Below are 16,541 nucleotides of genomic sequence, written 5' to 3' on the forward strand. Positions count from 1 at the left end.
GGGCTTAGCGGGGCTGGGTGCTGAGGTCTTCGTTGCGCAGAACCCGCCAGTTCTCCATCAGGAAGCCGTGCGGGTTGTTCTCCGAGCGCGTCACGTCGCGCAGGGAGCATTCCGAGAGGAAGTTGCGGGTGGTCACCGAGGTGGCCCGAATCACCCGCTGGTGCCCGTAGCACCGCGCTACCAGGGGGCGCGCGTTGGTTATCACCACGCTGTCCACACTCATTTCCAGGCTGATGTTGGCGGCAATCAGGTCGTTGTAGAAGCCCTTCTCCTTGAAGTTCTCGTACTGCCGCTTCGCCGAGTTGTCGGCCAGGTACAGCGCCTTGTTCACATTGCTGTCAATGGCTTTCTGGTCGGGGTCCAGGGTGAAAAACAGCTCATGGAAGCGCGTAACGTGGGCGCGGGCCTCCACCGGCCGGTTGGCCCGCGCATCCCGGGCGCCGGCCGTGAGCAGCTGCCCGCCCTCCAGCACGTAGATGCGGTTGGCGGCCGCGGTGGTGGTCTGGAATGCGAAGTAGGCAATGGCGCCGGCCAGCACCAGCACCGCCACGATGAAGAGCAGAGCCAGCGTTTTGACCTGCTGAAAGGCGGAGTCGATGGTTTTCAGGGATGCGAACATGGCTAGGAAGGGCTAGTGAGGAATAAGTGGGCCCGGGCTTAGGCGGAGCGGCGGCCGAAGACTCGCTCCCGCAGGGCGGTGCCGGCGCGGTGGCCCAGCTGCTCGCCCCAGGACCGGTTGTCGGTAGCGGCTGCCCCCGTGGCGGCCGCCGCCGCAGCCGGGGCCGCGCCCAAGCGGGTGGCCGCCCCGGCCGCGGCGCCGGCCGTGGCGGCGGTGCCCACCAGCGCCCCCTGCATGGCGCGGGCCACGCCGCTCACGCCCGAGGCCGCCAGCATCATATCCGTGATGAAGGGGATGACCAGGTAGCCGGCAATGGCAATGCAGAGAAAGACCAGGTAGCCAAAATCGGCGGAGTCGACGCCAGCGCCGGTGTTGAGGCGGCCGATGTCGGCTTCCAGCATCATCACCTGAAACTGCCCCATGATGGCCCCGAAGATGTTGGCCACCGGCACCCACAAGCTGATGGTGACAAACTGCCCCAGCCACTTGGCAATGGAGCCGGTGAAGCCGGGAAAAATGGCAATGCCGAAGGTCAGAGGCCCCAGCACCGACAGCACGATGAGCAGGAAGGTGGCCAGCACGTTGACGAGCAGGCGGGCAGCGATGTGGAAGAGCTCCAGGGTGTTTTTCATCCATTCCCGGAAGTCCTGCTTGACTTCGTACTTGAGCTTATCAAATCCCAAGGCAGCCTGCTGGCCCATATTGCTCATGCCCGTAGTCCCGCCCAGCTCCTCCAGCCGCTTTTCGTAGGCCTCATCCGTGGCGAAGTACTCGTTGCCCGGCTGGCGGGCCAGCAATGCCTTTTTCTGCTGCTGCAGCTGGTCGATGCGGGCGGTCTGATCGGTGCGCACCGAATCGGTGCTGGTGGCCAGCGCGCCCGTGATGCCGCGCAGGCCGCCGAGCAGCTGCGGAAACAATAGAATGGCCAGGCCAATCAGAAAGGGGCGCAGCAGCGGATACAGGTCGATGGGCTCGGCCCGGGCGATGTGGCCCCACACCCGGGAGCTGATGAATATCAGGGCGGCAATACCGCCCACGGCGCGGCCCAGGGTCACGAACTGCGCGACCAGCGGCAGCATCGAATCGTAGAGTCGACCCAGCATCTGCTCCATCTGCAGCATCTGCATGGTAATTGAGTTCATGTCCATAGCGGCGGGAAATGCGGTGGGAGAAAAGCGGCGGGGCGCTAGCGGGCGGCGTCTGCGGCCCCAATCAGGGCCAGTACCGAGGCCCGGTCCTGCCGGGCCTGCTGCTGTTGGTAGGCCACGGCCCGGCACTTGTTGGTGTAGTAAGTCATCAGGTGCTGCTGTTGCTGCATGCGGTCGGCGATGCGGTTGATGAACTTGAGGCGCTGGGCGTCCGTCATCTGCGCCCGGTTGGTGGTCATGATGGTGGCCAGCTCGGTGATGAGCGACACGTTTTCCTGCAGCAGCACCTGGTACATGGTGGAAGCCTCGCTGACCTGCGCGGGCGTGAGGCCCCGGGTGCGCAGCTCGGTCACGCCGCTGGAAAACTGGGTAATCATGGCCGCCTGGGCGTCGTAGATTTCCCGCACCCGGCGGTAGTTGCGCACGCCGGCGCTGATTTGCAGCAGCGAGCTATACCACTGCGCGTGCAGGACCTGGGTTTGGTCGGTGATGCCCTTGATGGCCGTGCTGAGCTGTTTGATGTCGCCGGCCAGCACCTTGGCCCGGCCTTTCAGCGTGGTCGATACGCCTTGGTGGAGAATCTGCTTGCGCGAGATTTGCTCGGAGATGGGCGCCGATATCACCGTTTGGGCCCGCGCCGGCCGGGCCACCAGGCCCAGCAGCGCCAGCAGCACGAAGAAGGAGATAGTTTTCATCGGCAGCGGGTGGGGTTAGCGGGCACTGGCGCCCATGAAGGATAGAAGGGTCTGGCGGTCCTGCTCGATTTGTTGGGCCGCCCGCAGCTGCAGCATGTTGCGCCGGGTGAAGTAGCTGACCAAGCCCAGCTGGTCGGTGATTTTGGCGTCCAGCTGGTCGATGAATTCCATGCGCTCGGCGTCGGTCATCTTGAGCATGGCCGGGCTGACCACGGTGCGCAGGTCGGCCACGGTGTTGGCGCCCTCGGCCAGCAGCTGGGCGTACATGCTGGTCATCTGCGTGAGCTGCTGGGGGCTGATGTAGGGCGAGGTGCGCAGCACGTTGATGGCATCCGAGTACTGCTGGATAATCTGGGTTTGCTTGGCGTAGATGGAGCGCACCCGGCGGTAGTCGCGCACGGCGGCGCTGACCTTGAGCAGGCCGTCGTACCATTCTTTGTGCTGCTCCAGGTTCTTGCGGGCAAAGGTTTTGGTGAGCTCCTGCTCCTTCACCCCGAAGGCTACCAGCTTGTTGGCCGCGGCTTCCAGCCCCTTCATGGTCTTCTGCAGGCCGGTCTGCACGGCGCTTTGCCCTTCCAGCAGCGGGGCCGATACCACCAGCTGGGCCGAGGCCCGGGTAGCACTCAGGCCCAGCAGAGCCAGGCTGAGGAGGATGATTTTCTTCTGCATGGGCGGCACGTTTGCGTGGTGGTTGGCTTACTGATTCCGGGTTTGCGGGTGCAGCAGGTACTTCAGGTGCCGCTCGGCTGCGAAGCGGGCCTGGCCGGTACCGCCCTCAAAACCCAGCAGCGTGGGCAGGGCCTGCGTTGCCGTCATGTTGGGCTCCTTGGTCAGGGCCAGCAGCATCGTGGCCACCGTTTCGCAGCGGCCGGCCAGGCCGTTCCAGGTAGCCACGTCTTCGGGCTGCACCCGGGGCAGGCCCCGTGAGCGGGCTACCGTGCGCAGCACGTAGCGGTAGCGGGCCCAGCCGTTGCGTACCACCGGGTGCTCCTTCACTGAGGCGTCTAGGTCGCTGCCCTGCCAGGCCGCTACGAACTGGGCGTAGCGCCGGGCCGCCGCCTTGTCGGCCGGGTCTGCGGTGGGCAACGCCACTAGGCTGTCGGCCAGGGCCTGCGCGGCAGCTACCTCGGTGGACGCAGGTACCGTTGCATCTGCCGCAGGGGTCGTCGTAGCCGGCGAGTCGGCTGGGGATTTATCGCTGCCGCAGCTGCTGAGCAGCGCCAGCGGCAGGGCCAGGTGAAACAATAGATTGCGCATCGTTTTTTCCCTTTTGTTGATGATGGTGTGCTCCCCTACCCTTCGCGCAGCTCGGCGGCGAAGAGCTTGATGGCCGTGGGCATGTCGCCGGTCTGGCGCAGCTTCTCGAACAGCCGCACTTTCTCGGTTTCCTCGGTGGTGTAGGTCACGTACTCTTCCTTCGACACCTCGATGGCGTACACCTTCGACACCACCCCGCCCAGCGAGATGAATACCTCGGTGTAGCGGCCCCGCGCGGGCTGGTTGTCGCGGTTGATGCTCAGCACTAGGTCCTTCTCCTTGGGCGTGAGCGAGAGCAGGGCCTGAATCTCCTCGAAGCGGTTGATGAACTTGCGCTGGTCGAGCAGAATCTTGCAGTCCGAGTTGTTGATGATGGCATCCTTGACAATCTCGTTGCCGATGATGTCGTCGATTTCCTGCGTGACCACAATGGCCTCGCCGAAGAACTTGCGCACCGTCTTAAATAGGTACTTGATGTAGGCGGCCATGCCGGGCGTGGTCAGCGCCTTCCAGGCCTCCTCAATCAGAATCATCTTCCGCACCCCCTTGAGCTTGCGCATCTTGGAGATGAAGGTTTCCATGATGATGAGTGTGACCACCGGAAACAGGATGGGATGGTCCTTGATGTTGTCCAGCTCGAAGACGATGAACGGGGCCTGCACCAGATCCAGCTCCTTATCGGAGTTGAGCAGGTAGTCGTATTCGCCGCCCCGGTAGTAGGGCCCGAGCACGTAGAGAAAGTTGTCGATATCAAAGTCCTTCTCGCGCACCTTTTCCTCCTCCAGCACTTTGCGGTAGGTGCCCTTCACAAACTCGTAGAACGTGTTGAAACTGGGCTGAATAGCCGGGTTGGCTTCGAGCATCACGTAATACAGGCTCACGGCTGTGGAGAGCGACACGTATTCCGACTGACTGACCGCTTCGTCGTCCTTTTTCCAGAGCGCCTGCAGCAGCGTTTTGATGCTCTCTTTCTTCTCCACGTCGAGCTTGCCCGAAATCAGGAAGGGATTGAAGGCAATGGGCGCATCCTCCTCGTAGGTGAAGTACACCCCGCCCACCAGCTCGCAGAGGCCCTTGTAGGAGTTGCCCGTATCGACCAGCAGCACGTGGGCGCCCTGCTCGTAGTACTGGCGCACCATGTGGTTGGTGAAAAATGATTTGCCCGAGCCCGAGGGACCGAGCACGAACTTGTTGCGGTTGAAGATGACCTGCCGCTTCATCGGCTCGTCGGAGATGTCCACGAGCACGGGCTTGCCGGTGAGGCGGTCAGAAAGTTTGATGCCCTTGGTGGCGCCAGTGGAGCGGTAGTTGGTTTCCGAGGCCCAGAAGCACACGGCTTGCTCAATGAAGGTGTAGAAGGTCTCCTCCGCGGGAAAGTCGCCGGCGTTGCCCGGAATACCGCCCCAGTAGAGCGCGGCAATGTCCACGGTGTTCTGCCGGGGCTTGCAGTTCATCTGGTTAAAGGCGGCATTCACCAGCTTGCGCACCTCCGTCAGCTCCTCCTCGCTCCTGCCCCAGGTCAGCACGTTGCAGTGCACCCGCACCGGCCGGCGCTTGTGGGTTAGCAGCTCGTTGAGAAAGGCGTGGTAGTACTCCACGTTGATGGCGTTCTGCCGGGAGTAGAGCGAGAGGGAGGTGAGCCGGTCCTTCTTCTGCTCGAAGGTTTTTACCGTTTTCTGGGTGTTGTCCAGAAACACGTACTGGTTCAGGATGTGGCTGGTGCCTAGCAGCAGCCCCAGCGGGGCAGCAAACGAGATGGGGAAGTCCGAGTACTCGGTGCTGTAGGCCTCGTAGCGGATGTCGGTTTCCACTGCGGTGGGTAGGTCATCGAGGTTGGCCACCGAGAACATCTGGCAGAACTCCTGGCCCACCTTCAGCCCGCCCGTCAAATCCAGGTCCACCTGCAGGGCCTGGTCGGAGAGGTCCAGCGAGAGGTACTTTTCCAGCAGCCCGGCCTTTTCCTGGGTGCCGGCCAGCTCATCGGAGGTAAGCCGGTGCGAGCGGATAAAGGGGGCGTTGGTAGGCCCCACCCCTTCCAGCGTGCGCACAAACTGACCCACGCTGTCGAAGAAGCTTTCCAGCACCTTCGTGTCGAGCATGTCCTTGGGCACGATGTGGCGGCGGGCCAGCAGCCCCGAGGTGCTGCCCCAGTTGGGGCGCTCCGACGAGGTTTTGGTGATGTAGAGGTAGCAGAAGTGGTTCAGGAACGGACGCTCGTTGAAGTGCCGCTCGTAGGCGGCGGAGAGCAGCGTACGCTCAGCCTCGAAGCCCGGCGCGTACTTGTCCTCCACGTACCAGTCCTGCTTGTGCACCACGCAGTGGTCGGGCAGCAGGCGCACGGCCTTCACGAAGGCGGCCTGCAGCTGGGCGTAATCCTCCCGCGAGAGGGTGAAGATTTCCGGCAGCTCCAGGCGAAACGCCACCGTCACGTCCGCGTTTTTCGAGACGAGGCAATCCTTCTCCACCTTGTAGATGGGCTGCTTGGATTCCAGGGAAACAGAGGGCAGAACCTTGTTGCTCATAGGCAGGGAAAGCACCCGCTCCGGCCGCTACGCGCGGCCGGGCGGGTCCTGGTTGAGGCGTTGGAAAAGGCGGCTGTGCCGGTTGGTGATGTAGCGGGGCGAGGAGCGGCGGGCGGCGGCTTTCATCAGCCCATGCTCGCCAAAGCGGCGGTTCAGGGCGAAGACCCCGGCCCACATGCCGCCCCCGGCCAGGAAAGTGAGGAGCACGGTCAGCACTAAGGGCACGCCCGCCAGGTAACAGGTCACGAACAGGGCAAACACCAGCCCGATGCCGGCCACCAGAAAGTAGATGTTGCTGCCCACCAGCCCCTTGAATTCGACGGGCTTGTTGATGCCCCGGTTCAAGTCGTAGACAGGCATGGCGCCGGTATTACAGGAAGAACGAGCGCACCACCGTGGCCACGATAACCAGGAAAATCATCGAGCCAAACCAGGACACGGCCGTTTTCTGGGTGTCCTGGTCGCCGGAGTTCCACTTGCTGTACACCTTGATGGCACCCACCAGGCCCAGCACCGCCCCGATGGCGTACATGAGCTTGGTGAGCGGGTCGAAGTAGCTGGTGACCTGCGTGGTGGCATCCTGAATGCCGGCCGTGCCGTTGCCACTCCCGGTCTGGGCGTAGAGCAGGTGCGAACTAAGGAGCAGGGCTAGGATAGCCAACGAGGTACTAAAACGCTTCTGGTTCATACGAATGGGAAAGAATGAGACGTGGGTATGGGTGGGCCGGACTCTACAGCTCGTCGGCCCCGAACAGGGCCGCTAGCTCGGCTTGGTATTCTTCCAGGTGCTGGGCCATTTGCTCGGCCAGGCAGCTGCCCTGCAGGCCGGCCGGGGCAGGCGGGTTCTGGCCCGCTTGCAGCAGGGCGATGTACTCGCTGACCGACTCGGCGGCCACCAGCTGCGGCGCTGGCCCGGCGGTGATGATGTCCAGCGAGGAAGCGACCGGCTCCTCGAATGAAGCCAGAGGCTCGTAGCCCTCCGGCAGCAGTTGCTGAAGCGCGGGCTCGGCGTCGAGGAGTTCGGTGGAATGGTCGACGGCGGCCGGCGGGTCAGCCCCCGCATGGGCTTCGCGCCGCACCAGTTCGGCTAGGCGCTCATCGGCCTGGTCGGCGGCTTCGGTGCGGGTTTGGTCTTGGGCTGCGGCCTGCTCCTCGGCCGAGGTCGAAGCGGCGTCCATCGGCGCGCTGTCGTCGGCGCTCTGGTCCTGGCCGGTAGCCGTAGCGGTGGAGGCGGGCAACTGGCCTCCTACTACTGATTCAGTGGCCGGGGGCAGGTTCTCGGCGGCTCCCTCCTCTTCTACTCTAGCTGCTGGTGCTGCCTCCGCGGCAGCGGGTTGCGGCGCCGCAAAGGCTGAGGTCGGGCGTACTAGGGCGGGCGGAGCCGTGGTGGGGGACGGAGTGCTGCCCGCGCCGCGCTTACCGAGTGCGAGCAGCGGGGCGAGTTCGGCGCGGTAGTAGAGTAACCCGACTACCAGGTAGTAGAGCAGAACCACGACCAGCATAAACAGGCCAAACTGGCTCCAGGAATAAGCACTGAGCATCGACAGGAATCAAGCGTGGCACCTCGGGTCGGCCGACCTGAGCGTGAACGTGCCAAACCCTCAGGTTTGACTTGTGCAAACCTATCCGGCCCCGAAACCCGATTAGTAGAAAGTTGACGAACGGTTAAAATCGGGTGGTGAGATGCGTGGGCCGTACACGAACGGAGGGGCAGGACTACCGAAATGCGTGATAGCGGGCCGGAGTGCCGAAGAGAGCTGCTGGGAGCCATAGGAGGGTTTCCACGACATCGAGATGGGCTTACAGCAATAGCAAATAACTGTTCTCTATACCACCGGCAGGCTGTAGGTGCAGGCTTGAACCTCCTGCCCATCGACGGTGGCTTTCCGATGGCGGATAAAGAAGATGGCAATCTTTTTCCGTCCAATAGCACCCTCAGCTTTTCCTCAGAATACCCGCGTAGCCTTGTCCTCGGCCGCCCTGCCCAGCAGCGGGTGGATCGTTTAGCGGCTCGGTATGATGTTCTGGATTTCTGCCATTTCCAAGTCCTTGTTGCAGCAGCACCGCCGGCTGATGGTGCTGCTGCTTATCGGCGTAGTACTACCCTGGGGTATTTTTCTGAAAGCCTCATCAGAAATCCGCGAAGGTGAAGGTTTTCCGGGCGACCAATGGACGCTGCAGTGGCTGCACACCCGTGCCACCCCGGCGCTCGACCAGCTGTTTTTGCTGCTCACCCGGCTGGGCGGGCCGCCGGTGATGGCCACGCTGGCCGGGCTGATTGCCAGCCTGCTGATCTGGCGGCGGCAGCGGCGTCACGCCTGGTTTTTCAGTGTGGCCGTGGGCGGGGCCGCGGCCTTAAACATCGTCGCCAAGCTGCTGCTGGGCCGGGTACGACCGGCGCTGTGGGTGTCGCTGGCCCCGGAAACCACGCCGAGCTTTCCCAGTGGGCACGCCATGGGTTCGGCCGCGTTGGTGCTCACGCTGGGCTTGCTGCTGGCTCGGTCGCGCTGGCGCGGGCTGCTCTGGGGACTGGGGGCGCTGTTTGTGCTGGGGGTAGGCGTTTCCCGTCTGTACCTGGGCGTGCATTATCCCAGTGACGTGCTGGCCGGCTGGATAGCCTCCGTGGGCTGGGTATCGGGCGTGCACCTGCTCTTCTCGCCCTATCTGCGCGAATTGGAACAGCTCATCCACCCGCGTCATCATTCCCTTCGGCCTTAGCCGCCGCGCTCAACCTCCACCCCGCCGCTATAACTACCCCAGCCTCAACTCCTCCCCTGCCTTATGAAAAAGATTCCCGAAGTCACGCTGCTGTTCTGGGTGATGAAAATCTGCGCAACCACGCTGGGCGAAACCGCCGGCGACCTGCTGTCGATGACCCTCAACGTGGGCTACGCCCTCAGCTCGGCGCTGCTGCTGGGGCTGTTTCTGGTGGTGCTCGGCGGGCAGCTGCTGGCCCGGCGCTACCTGCCGGCGCTGTACTGGGCCGTGATTCTGGCCACCAGCACGGCCGGCACCACCCTCTCCGACTACCTGGACCGCACCCTGGGCCTGGGCTACGCCACCGGCGCGGGGCTGCTGGTGGCCCTGCTGCTGGCGGTGCTGGGGGTGTGGTACTGGAGCGAACTGTCGCTGTCGGTCAGCAACATCCGCACCCGACGCGGCGAGCTGTTTTACTGGCTGGCCATCCTGGTGTCCAACACCCTGGGCACGGCCCTGGGTGACTACCTGGCCGACGATTCCGGCCTGGGCTTTGGCGGCGGGGCCTTGCTCATCGGCAGCCTGCTGGCCGTGGTGGTGCTGGCCTATTATTTCACCCGACTGTCGCACGTGTTCCTGTTTTGGGTGGCCTTTGTGCTCACGCGCCCCTTCGGCGCCACGTTCGGCGACTTGCTCACCAAGACCCCGGAGCAGCACGGCCTGGGCTTCGGCACCCAGGGCGCGTCGCTGATTCTGTTTGGGCTGCTCGTTGGGCTGGTGCTTTACGACTCGCTGCGGCAGCCCCGGCCCGACGAGGCGCAGGTCGGTTAGGATGTGTTCTCATTGTACGTTCGTATCGGAGTTATTTTCAGCCATGAACGCAGACTGGACGTTGTTGAGGAATGGACAATGGGCGTTGCTGGCGTCGTTGCTGCTGGTACGCGCTGGTTTATGTGATGTGGAGGCCGTCAATAACCGTCGTTTGTGTAGGCGGTACTATGGGTAGACCGTACGAGCCAACCTTGGCACAATTGGTTCAGGCACCTGAGTCAGTGGCACCACGTGTTCGTGCCCTTTGCCTGGCGGCGGTGGGAATTTCGCTGAACGCCGCCCGCCGCGCCGGCACACGCTGCAAGCCCGCGCCACCGGCCGCGCCGGCCACACCCAGCCCACCGGGCACGACCCTGACCGCCGCCCCTACATGGTCAACGAAATCGGGGCCGTGGAAGTCTTCGCCCAGTAACCTTCTACCCGGACAGTTATGCTACGCTCCCGGCGGTCCTGCCGGGGGCTACCGGTATGGGACTCCCGCAAGTAGGTGAAAAGCCGTTAGCCCGTGGCCTGCTGGCAGGCCGCCAACTGGCGGCGGTGGGCGCGAAAGCGCAGCAGCCCCACCGCCAGCACCACGCCCGCCACGGCCAGGGCCGAGTAGCCCAGCCGCCCGCCCCGCTCGGGGTGAAACTGCAGCAGCGTGAGGCCAAAGCCCACCAGCGCCAGGCTGGTGCGCACGTAGGTGAGCAGGGTGCGCTCGTTGGCCAGGCGGGTGCGCTGCAGGGCCAACTGGTCGGACAGGGGAAGAGCAGGCGGTGGGGAAATGGGCGGCATTCGGTAGTAGGGCAGGCGGTGGGGTTAGAGTGTCACGCTGTCGCCGGGCGCGGCCAGGCGGTGAAACGCAATACTGTGCTTCTTGAAATACGGCTCGTAGGTGTCATAGCGCTGCTCGACGAAGAAGGGCTTGAGGTAGCCGTCGTGCACCGGCAGAATCTGCTTGGGGCGCATTTTCAGGACAAAGTCGGCCACAACCAGCTCCGTCAGGAAGGGCGCGGTAACGGGCAGCACCAGCAGCTCCACGCCCGCGAATTGGAGCAGGTTCTGGGCAAAGGAGTCGGCTGGGTTCAGCACCTGGCCATTTACCAGCCAGGCGGTCATTTGCGGCAAGGTGCTGTCGAGGATGGCCTCGTGCTGCACGGGGATGGCTTGCAACTGAAACGCGCCTACGTCCAGCGGTCCTTCCTCGTGAATCTGGACCGTCAGGCCGTGCGCGTGCAGCTTGGTGGCCACTTCGCGGTTGGTAATGATAATGGCCTGGCGCAGGGCCACGATTTTCTGCAGCGCTTCCACATCCAGGTGGTCGGGGTGGTCGTGGGTGATGACGATGACGGACACGTCCTTGAATACGTCCGGCTTGACCAGGCCTTCGTTGAAGGAGAACTTACCAGGGTCGAAGAGGAGCTGCTGGCCGTCCAGCTCAAACAGCAGGCAGGAGTGGATGTACTTGGTGATGCGCATAAGATAAAAAGCAGGGGTTGCAGCTAACTACGGGCTGCCAGCCGGCGCGTTCCTATTTGGGGTCAGTCGCCCAGCCAGCGGCTGGCCACCAGCCCCACGGCGTAGTTGAGCTGCACCAGCAGCAACAGACCTACCCCGGCGTATACGTGCACGAAGCACAGGGCCATGGCCGCCGCGTATTGCAGTTGCATCAGCCCGAGGCGGCGCACCAGGGCGCGGCTCACGGCGGCCTCGGCGGGGCGCAGCAGGCCCTGGCGCTGGGCGTAGCGGTAGCTGCCCAGCAGCGCCAACCCCGGCAGCAGCAAATTGGCCCAGTACACCAGCACGGCCCCGCGCAGGGGCAGGTGCGTGGTCAGAAAAGCAGTAGAAAACGGCAACAGCCCCACCACCAGCAAAAAGGCAATGTGCCACCAGGCCAGCCGCCGGTCGCTGCGTTCCAGGTAGGTGAACTGCGTGCTCTGGCACACCCAGAAGATGCCCAGCGACAGGAACCCCAGCACGTAGCCCCCCAGGTCGGGCAGCAGCCGCAGCAGGGCCGGCCCCACGTCGGCCTCGGTGCGCACGAGGGCGGCAGCCGGCACCCGCAGGTTGAGCACGAGCAGGGTCATGGCGATGGAAAACACCCCGTCGCTGAGCGACTCGATGCGGCGCAGATTTCGGGCCGCGACGTCGGTGTAGTGCGGGCTGGCAGGGACTGACACGGGAGAAGCGTTGCGGCTGGGACGTTATTCCCAGCCGTGGCGGCGGAAAATGGCGTGGCCCTCGGCCGACTGCAGAAAGGCCACGAACTGCCGGGCCAGGGCGGCCTGGCTGGTGCGCTGGGTAAGGGCAATGGGCGTGCCCCGGTACACACGCTGGGCGCGGGGCAGGCGCACCAGCTGCGAGCCGGGCAGGCGCTCCTGCCAGGAGGCGTAGGTAATCCAGGCGTCGTAGTCCTGGGGCTTTTGCTGCCAGAGGTCCACGGCTTCGGCGCTGGTTTTGACCGAGGTTTTGGTGTTGTGCTGCAGGTTGGCGATGAGGGCGCTGCTGCGGGCCATGTCCTCGGTCATACCCATCTGGCCGGCCCCGTTCACGTCGAGCAGGCGCACGCCGGGCCGGGCCAGGTCTTCGAGGCGCTTGACGTGCAAGGGGTTGCCGGGGCGCACCAGCACCGCCGACGTGCGGGCGTAGAGGCTGGCGCGGCTGGATTCGTCGAGGAAGCCGGGGTGGGCCAGCGCCGTCTGGGTGAGCATGTACTCGGCCCCGCCGTACACCAGGTCGGCATCCTGCCGGGCCTGCTCGAACCACTGGGGCTCGGGGCCGGCCGTGACTTCCACCGCCAGGCCGGTGCGCTGGGTGAAGGCGGCGGCGCACTCCTTCATGGCCGTGGCCGGGCCGCCGGGGCCGTACACGTGCAGGGTTTGGGCGGCGGCCGGCGCGGCGGCGAGCAAGGCAGGAGACATCAGCAATAGCGCGAAGCGGCGGAGCCGGGTGAGCGGGGATGTTTTCATGGGTAGCAAGGCGTTACTTCACGGGCGGCAAAAAGCCGTATTTCTGGTACACAGCCTGCCCGGCGGGGCTGTTGAGGAAGGCCACGAAGTCCTCGGCGGCCTGGGCGTGGGGAGCGGCTTTCATCACCCCGGCCACGTAGTTGGCCGTGATGTTTTCCTTGTCGGGGATGGCCACGGTCTCGGTCGGGTGGCCTAGCAGCTGCTGGTAGTAGGCCTCCGTGTACCACACCGGGGCGGCATCCGACTGGTCGTAGAGCACCCGCAGCGGCGACTGGCGGTGGTGAATCTGGGTCAGAAAGGTGGTGCCGGCTTTCACCTTGGTCGTCATCACGGCCGTGCGCAGGGCCGCGCCGCCGGCCTTCTCGTACGATTCCTCGATGCGCTTGCCGATGCCTTCCCACGCCGGGTTGGGCATGCTCACGCGCACCTCGGGCCGGCCCAGGTCGCGCAGGCTGGTCACTTTCTTGGGGTTGCCCTTGCGCACCAGAATGGTCAGCCGGTTCTGGGCGTAGCTGGTGGTGCGCGCAAACCACTCCGGGGTCTGGTCCATGCGGTTTTTGCCGGCCGCGTACACGTCAGGCTTCAGCGCGATGCGCAGGTTGCCCACCACCAGACTGCCCTGCTTTATTTGCTCGGCCAGAATGCCGGGCGGCAGCGTCTCCACGAAAATGCGCTGGTACTGCGGGTAGGCTTTGCGAAATTCCTTCAGCAGGTCATCGAGCACCATGAACTGGTTGCCGCCGAAGAATACCACTAGCTGCGGGTCGACGATGTCGCCGTAGAGGTCGGGCACGTTGTCGATGCCGGGCACGGTGAAGGGCACGCCCGCTTGCGAAGGCGCATTCCAGGGCGGGTCAAAGCGGTGGGCGGGTTCAACGGGGGCGGACTTGGGTGTGGGCATGGTCTGGGCCGAAAGGGCAGCCGGCGCGGCGAGCAGCAGCGCCAGCAGCGGGGTGAAAGCGGATTTCATAGGCAGCGGAAGTAGGGCGGGTGAAGGGTAGGACTACGGATGCACCAGCGACCAGCCCTGGGCCTGGCGGATAATCAGCTCCCCGTTGCCGCTGGGCACGTAGGCAATGAGCGGCAGCAGCTCGTCCTTGCTGATTTTCTTCTCTTTCAACGTGTTCAGACACTGGGCCAGAATGACGCCTTTCTGCTTGAGGGCCGTGAGCTGCGGCTCGTAGGACTGGTCTTTGCGAAAAACAGCTACCCCGGTGCCGAAGGCCACGAGCTCCACGGTGAGCTTACCTTTCAGCCGCGTATCCTCCAGCGCGTTGCCGATGTTGCGCAGCGTTTGCTGGATGAGCTTGGGGTCGTCGCTGTCAAGCTGGTAGATGACGTGGTACTGGGCCTGGTCGGCCGTGGCGCCGTGGAAAGTGCCTTGCTGAAAGGCTTGCTGGTCGGTCATGGCAGTGGAAGATTGGGCAAGGCCCGGTAGGGCGAGGCCGGCCGCGAGGGCGGCAGTTAGCACTAGATTTTTCATGGGATATGAGCAGTAGGGTGATAAAACGCGGGGAGCTACTCGCCGCCCTTCTGGCCCGTGGCCGCGTACGGCCCGAACTGGTGTTGGTGCTGGCTGAGCTGGTCGGCGTAGGGCGGGTAGGGGCAGTCGATGGGCTTCTTGGTGAGGTTAGGGTAATCCCGTTCCAGGTGGGCCATGTGCGGCCGTGGCATCGAGTTAATGTAGGCCGCCACGTCGTAGGCCTGCGCATCGGTGAGGACGGTGTGCGCCGCCGTCGCCCCGAAGGGCATGTTGGCCTTGAGGAAGCGGGCGGCCGTTTGCAGGCGGTGCATGCCGGCCCCGTCGTTGTAGCTGTCGGGGCCCCACAGCGGCGGGTACTGGTACGGCCCGCCCTGGCCGGCCCGCTGGCCCTGCCCGCCGGCCCCGTGGCAGCTGGCGCACTGCTGGGCAAAGACGAGCTTGCCCTGCCCCAGGTCGGCCTCCCGGTTGGGCATCGTGAACTTCACGAAGCCCTGGCCCTGCACCTTTTCCCCTACCGGCACCTGGCGGCCCAGCCACTTCATGTACGTTACCAGCGCCTTCATCTCCCGGCCGTCGAGCGGCAGCGGGCGGCCGTTGAGGCTGCGCGTCATGCAGCCATTGATGCGGTCTTCGAGGGTGCTGATGGCGTTTTCGCGGCCCTTGTAGGCGGGGTAGATGCCCCAGATGCCCACGTAGGGCGCGGCAAAGGCTTTCTGGCCAGCCTGCAGGTGGCAGTTCTGGCAGGCCAAGTGGTTGCCGGCCAGGCGCAGCAGCGGCTGCCGCGCCTGCGGCCCCAGGTAGTCGGGCGTGCGGGCAATCAGCTCGTGGCCGTAGCGCACCAGCGCGCCCTCGGGGGTTTGCGGCACGCTGTCGAGCAGGAAGCGGGCCGGGGCGAAGAAGTCGGGCGGGCTGCCCGGCTGCGACCGGGGCGGCTGAGTGCCGGGGTTGCCCGAAGCATCGGCCGACAGCCGGGCCACGGCCGGAGTGGGCGGCGGCGGGGCCAGCAGCCCGTAGGCCGTCACGGCCACCACCAGCGCCAGCAAGCCCGTGAGCCAGGTGAGCAGGCCGGTTACTTTCAGCAGTACCTGCTTGTCTTCGGGCTGCAGGCGGGGTGGTGGGGGCGTTTCCATTGGGGCGCTGGGATACAAAGGGTGGGCAAGGGCCAGCCAGGGCCACCGCCGCCGGGCGGTGCCAAAGCTTTAGAAATCAATAAGAATTTGCGGGGAAATGCCGGCCGCTGCCGGCCGGTCAGTTCGCCCTTAAGCCGCGTGCAGAATCACGTAGAGCGAGGCCGTCGAGATGACCACCCACAGCACAATGCCCAGCACGAAGGGCTTCACGCCCACCGCCTTCACCACCTTGGCCGACAGCCCTGCCCCGATGAAGAACAACGTCACCGTGAGGCCGATTTTGGCCAGGTGCGTCATCACCGGCCCCAGCTTCGCGGCGGCGGGCACGTAGGCCGGCACGAAGGTGTTGAAGAGCATGGCCAGGATAAAGCCCAGGATGAAGTAGGGAATCGTGATTTTCACGCCTTTCTGCTTGAACAGCATGGCCGTACCGATGGCCACCGGAATAATCCACAAGGCCCGCGCCAGCTTCACGGTGGTGGCCACTTCCAGGGCCTGGTTGCCATAGGCCGCCGCCGCGCCCACCACCGAGGAGGTGTCGTGAATGGCAATGGCGCACCACAGACCGAATTGATTCTGGGTCATGGCCAGGGCGTGGCCGATGGGCGGAAACAGGAACAGGGCCAGCGCATTGAGCACGAACACCGTGCCCAGGCCCACCGACATTTCCTCGTCCTTAGCCCGCAGCACCGGCCCGATGGCCGCAATGGCCGAGCCCCCGCAAATAGCGGTGCCGCACGAAATCAAATGCACCACGTGCCGCCCCAGCCCCATCCACTTGCCCACGAAGTAGCCCAAAATGAGCGTCCCGAAGATGGACACGACCGTGAACAGGATGCCCTCCTTGCCGGCCTGCACCGCCGCGTGGGCGTTCATGCCGAAGCCCAGGCCAATCACCGAGAATTGCAGCAGCTTGTGGGTGAATGCTTTGGTGTGGGTGGTGAAGGGGTTGCCCACCGTCTGGGCCAGCACCAGCCCCAGGGCCAGCGCCACCGGCGGCGAGGCCCAGGGCGTAAGGCAGAATACCAGAAACAGCGCAAACACCACCTGGCGCAACGTGATATCCTGCCCGAACACCACGCGGGGCGTGTGGAAGTGACGGAAGAAGCCGGTGGGCATTTCGTCGGTCGGGGTTGAGGTAGGCGCGGCCGGAGTGGCGGGGCGGTTCAGCGGTTCGGCAGTCATGACAACAAGTGAATTAAGGGGGGTGG

General features: G+C 64.6%; 19 protein-coding genes. 2 read left to right on the forward strand and 17 right to left on the reverse strand.

Annotated features, from left to right (window positions below; all coding sequences use genetic code 11):
* Positions 1-4: 4 nt before the first annotated feature.
* The 9 genes from traK to EU556_RS16340 are packed head-to-tail and all read right to left on the reverse strand — an operon-like array spanning position 5 to position 7,782.
* The gene (traK, locus tag EU556_RS16300) at positions 5-619 is read right to left on the reverse strand and encodes a conjugative transposon protein TraK (protein WP_125433079.1); all 615 of its coding nucleotides are present in this window, start codon (positions 617-619) and stop codon (positions 5-7) included.
* 38 nt (positions 620-657) lie between these two features.
* Positions 658-1,761, reverse strand: coding sequence for a hypothetical protein (locus EU556_RS26110; protein ID WP_167855608.1), 1,104 nt, complete (start codon positions 1,759-1,761; stop codon positions 658-660).
* Positions 1,762-1,805: 44 nt separating this feature from the next.
* Complete coding sequence (locus tag EU556_RS16310) at positions 1,806-2,462, reverse strand: hypothetical protein (RefSeq protein WP_135435201.1); 657 nt, start codon at positions 2,460-2,462, stop codon at positions 1,806-1,808.
* Between the two features lie 15 nt (positions 2,463-2,477).
* Positions 2,478-3,131 (reverse strand): hypothetical protein, encoded by a 654-nt coding sequence (locus tag EU556_RS16315; RefSeq protein ID WP_135435202.1) that lies wholly within the window; start codon positions 3,129-3,131, stop codon positions 2,478-2,480.
* A 27-nt stretch (positions 3,132-3,158) separates the two neighbouring features.
* On the reverse strand, positions 3,159-3,719 hold the full coding sequence (locus EU556_RS16320; protein ID WP_135435203.1) for a hypothetical protein: 561 nt from the start codon (positions 3,717-3,719) through the stop codon (positions 3,159-3,161).
* Between the two features lie 35 nt (positions 3,720-3,754).
* Entirely contained in the window at positions 3,755-6,241 is a 2,487-nt protein-coding gene (locus EU556_RS16325; protein WP_135435204.1) for a TraG family conjugative transposon ATPase, read from the reverse strand.
* A 27-nt stretch (positions 6,242-6,268) separates the two neighbouring features.
* Positions 6,269-6,601, reverse strand: coding sequence for a DUF4133 domain-containing protein (locus EU556_RS16330; RefSeq protein WP_125423216.1), 333 nt, complete (start codon positions 6,599-6,601; stop codon positions 6,269-6,271).
* Between the two features lie 10 nt (positions 6,602-6,611).
* Positions 6,612-6,929, reverse strand: coding sequence for a DUF4134 domain-containing protein (locus EU556_RS16335; RefSeq protein WP_135435205.1), 318 nt, complete (start codon positions 6,927-6,929; stop codon positions 6,612-6,614).
* A 43-nt stretch (positions 6,930-6,972) separates the two neighbouring features.
* Entirely contained in the window at positions 6,973-7,782 is an 810-nt protein-coding gene (locus tag EU556_RS16340) for a hypothetical protein (protein WP_135435206.1), read from the reverse strand.
* A gap of 475 nt (positions 7,783-8,257) precedes the next feature.
* Here EU556_RS16340 and EU556_RS16345 point away from each other — a divergent pair, with 475 nt between their 5' ends.
* Positions 8,258-8,959 carry a phosphatase PAP2 family protein gene (locus EU556_RS16345; protein ID WP_210116310.1) on the forward strand — a complete coding sequence of 234 codons (702 nt, stop codon included), beginning with the start codon at positions 8,258-8,260 and terminating at the stop codon, positions 8,957-8,959.
* Between the two features lie 63 nt (positions 8,960-9,022).
* Positions 9,023-9,769 (forward strand): COG4705 family protein, encoded by a 747-nt coding sequence (locus EU556_RS16350; RefSeq protein WP_135435207.1) that lies wholly within the window; start codon positions 9,023-9,025, stop codon positions 9,767-9,769.
* Positions 9,770-10,267: 498 nt separating this feature from the next.
* Here the strand turns inward: EU556_RS16350 and EU556_RS16355 are convergent, their stop codons facing one another.
* From EU556_RS16355 to EU556_RS16390, 8 genes are all read right to left on the reverse strand, one after another.
* Positions 10,268-10,543, reverse strand: a complete 276-nt coding sequence (locus EU556_RS16355) for a DUF202 domain-containing protein (RefSeq protein ID WP_135435208.1) — start codon at positions 10,541-10,543, stop codon at positions 10,268-10,270.
* 24 nt (positions 10,544-10,567) lie between these two features.
* Positions 10,568-11,227 (reverse strand): MBL fold metallo-hydrolase, encoded by a 660-nt coding sequence (locus EU556_RS16360; RefSeq protein ID WP_135435209.1) that lies wholly within the window; start codon positions 11,225-11,227, stop codon positions 10,568-10,570.
* 62 nt (positions 11,228-11,289) lie between these two features.
* The gene (locus tag EU556_RS16365) at positions 11,290-11,928 is read right to left on the reverse strand and encodes a TMEM175 family protein (protein WP_135435210.1); all 639 of its coding nucleotides are present in this window, start codon (positions 11,926-11,928) and stop codon (positions 11,290-11,292) included.
* A gap of 24 nt (positions 11,929-11,952) precedes the next feature.
* Positions 11,953-12,717, reverse strand: coding sequence for a substrate-binding domain-containing protein (locus EU556_RS16370; protein WP_135435211.1), 765 nt, complete (start codon positions 12,715-12,717; stop codon positions 11,953-11,955).
* A gap of 13 nt (positions 12,718-12,730) precedes the next feature.
* The gene (locus EU556_RS16375) at positions 12,731-13,687 is read right to left on the reverse strand and encodes a molybdate ABC transporter substrate-binding protein (protein ID WP_135435212.1); all 957 of its coding nucleotides are present in this window, start codon (positions 13,685-13,687) and stop codon (positions 12,731-12,733) included.
* 33 nt (positions 13,688-13,720) lie between these two features.
* Positions 13,721-14,200 carry a DsrE family protein gene (locus EU556_RS16380; RefSeq protein WP_135435213.1) on the reverse strand — a complete coding sequence of 160 codons (480 nt, stop codon included), beginning with the start codon at positions 14,198-14,200 and terminating at the stop codon, positions 13,721-13,723.
* A 35-nt stretch (positions 14,201-14,235) separates the two neighbouring features.
* Positions 14,236-15,330: a c-type cytochrome gene (locus tag EU556_RS16385; protein ID WP_135435214.1), complete on the reverse strand. Its 1,095-nt coding sequence runs from the start codon at positions 15,328-15,330 to the stop codon at positions 14,236-14,238.
* Positions 15,331-15,459: 129 nt separating this feature from the next.
* Positions 15,460-16,515: a YeiH family protein gene (locus EU556_RS16390; protein ID WP_135435215.1), complete on the reverse strand. Its 1,056-nt coding sequence runs from the start codon at positions 16,513-16,515 to the stop codon at positions 15,460-15,462.
* Between the last annotated feature and the right edge of the window lie 26 nt (positions 16,516-16,541).

Source organism: Hymenobacter fodinae, from assembly GCF_004745825.1.
Lineage (GTDB): Bacteria > Bacteroidota > Bacteroidia > Cytophagales > Hymenobacteraceae > Hymenobacter > Hymenobacter fodinae.

Bases quoted from the DNA above. Each gene is read 5' to 3' on its own strand.
- EU556_RS16340 (WP_135435206.1), bottom strand. From the start codon at position 7,782: ATGCTCAGTGCTTATTCCTGGAGCCAGTTTGGCCTGTTTATGCTGGTC.
- EU556_RS16345 (WP_210116310.1), top strand. From the start codon at position 8,258: ATGATGTTCTGGATTTCTGCCATTTCCAAGTCCTTGTTGCAGCAGCAC.
- traK (WP_125433079.1), bottom strand. From the start codon at position 619: ATGTTCGCATCCCTGAAAACCATCGACTCCGCCTTTCAGCAGGTCAAA.
- EU556_RS26110 (WP_167855608.1), bottom strand. From the start codon at position 1,761: ATGAACTCAATTACCATGCAGATGCTGCAGATGGAGCAGATGCTGGGT.
- EU556_RS16355 (WP_135435208.1), bottom strand. From the start codon at position 10,543: ATGCCGCCCATTTCCCCACCGCCTGCTCTTCCCCTGTCCGACCAGTTG.
- EU556_RS16375 (WP_135435212.1), bottom strand. From the start codon at position 13,687: ATGAAATCCGCTTTCACCCCGCTGCTGGCGCTGCTGCTCGCCGCGCCG.
- EU556_RS16390 (WP_135435215.1), bottom strand. From the start codon at position 16,515: ATGACTGCCGAACCGCTGAACCGCCCCGCCACTCCGGCCGCGCCTACC.
- EU556_RS16370 (WP_135435211.1), bottom strand. From the start codon at position 12,717: ATGAAAACATCCCCGCTCACCCGGCTCCGCCGCTTCGCGCTATTGCTG.
- EU556_RS16330 (WP_125423216.1), bottom strand. From the start codon at position 6,601: ATGCCTGTCTACGACTTGAACCGGGGCATCAACAAGCCCGTCGAATTC.
- EU556_RS16350 (WP_135435207.1), top strand. From the start codon at position 9,023: ATGAAAAAGATTCCCGAAGTCACGCTGCTGTTCTGGGTGATGAAAATC.
- EU556_RS16380 (WP_135435213.1), bottom strand. From the start codon at position 14,200: ATGAAAAATCTAGTGCTAACTGCCGCCCTCGCGGCCGGCCTCGCCCTA.
- EU556_RS16320 (WP_135435203.1), bottom strand. From the start codon at position 3,719: ATGCGCAATCTATTGTTTCACCTGGCCCTGCCGCTGGCGCTGCTCAGC.
- EU556_RS16335 (WP_135435205.1), bottom strand. From the start codon at position 6,929: ATGAACCAGAAGCGTTTTAGTACCTCGTTGGCTATCCTAGCCCTGCTC.
- EU556_RS16310 (WP_135435201.1), bottom strand. From the start codon at position 2,462: ATGAAAACTATCTCCTTCTTCGTGCTGCTGGCGCTGCTGGGCCTGGTG.
- EU556_RS16360 (WP_135435209.1), bottom strand. From the start codon at position 11,227: ATGCGCATCACCAAGTACATCCACTCCTGCCTGCTGTTTGAGCTGGAC.
- EU556_RS16325 (WP_135435204.1), bottom strand. From the start codon at position 6,241: ATGAGCAACAAGGTTCTGCCCTCTGTTTCCCTGGAATCCAAGCAGCCC.
- EU556_RS16315 (WP_135435202.1), bottom strand. From the start codon at position 3,131: ATGCAGAAGAAAATCATCCTCCTCAGCCTGGCTCTGCTGGGCCTGAGT.
- EU556_RS16385 (WP_135435214.1), bottom strand. From the start codon at position 15,330: ATGGAAACGCCCCCACCACCCCGCCTGCAGCCCGAAGACAAGCAGGTA.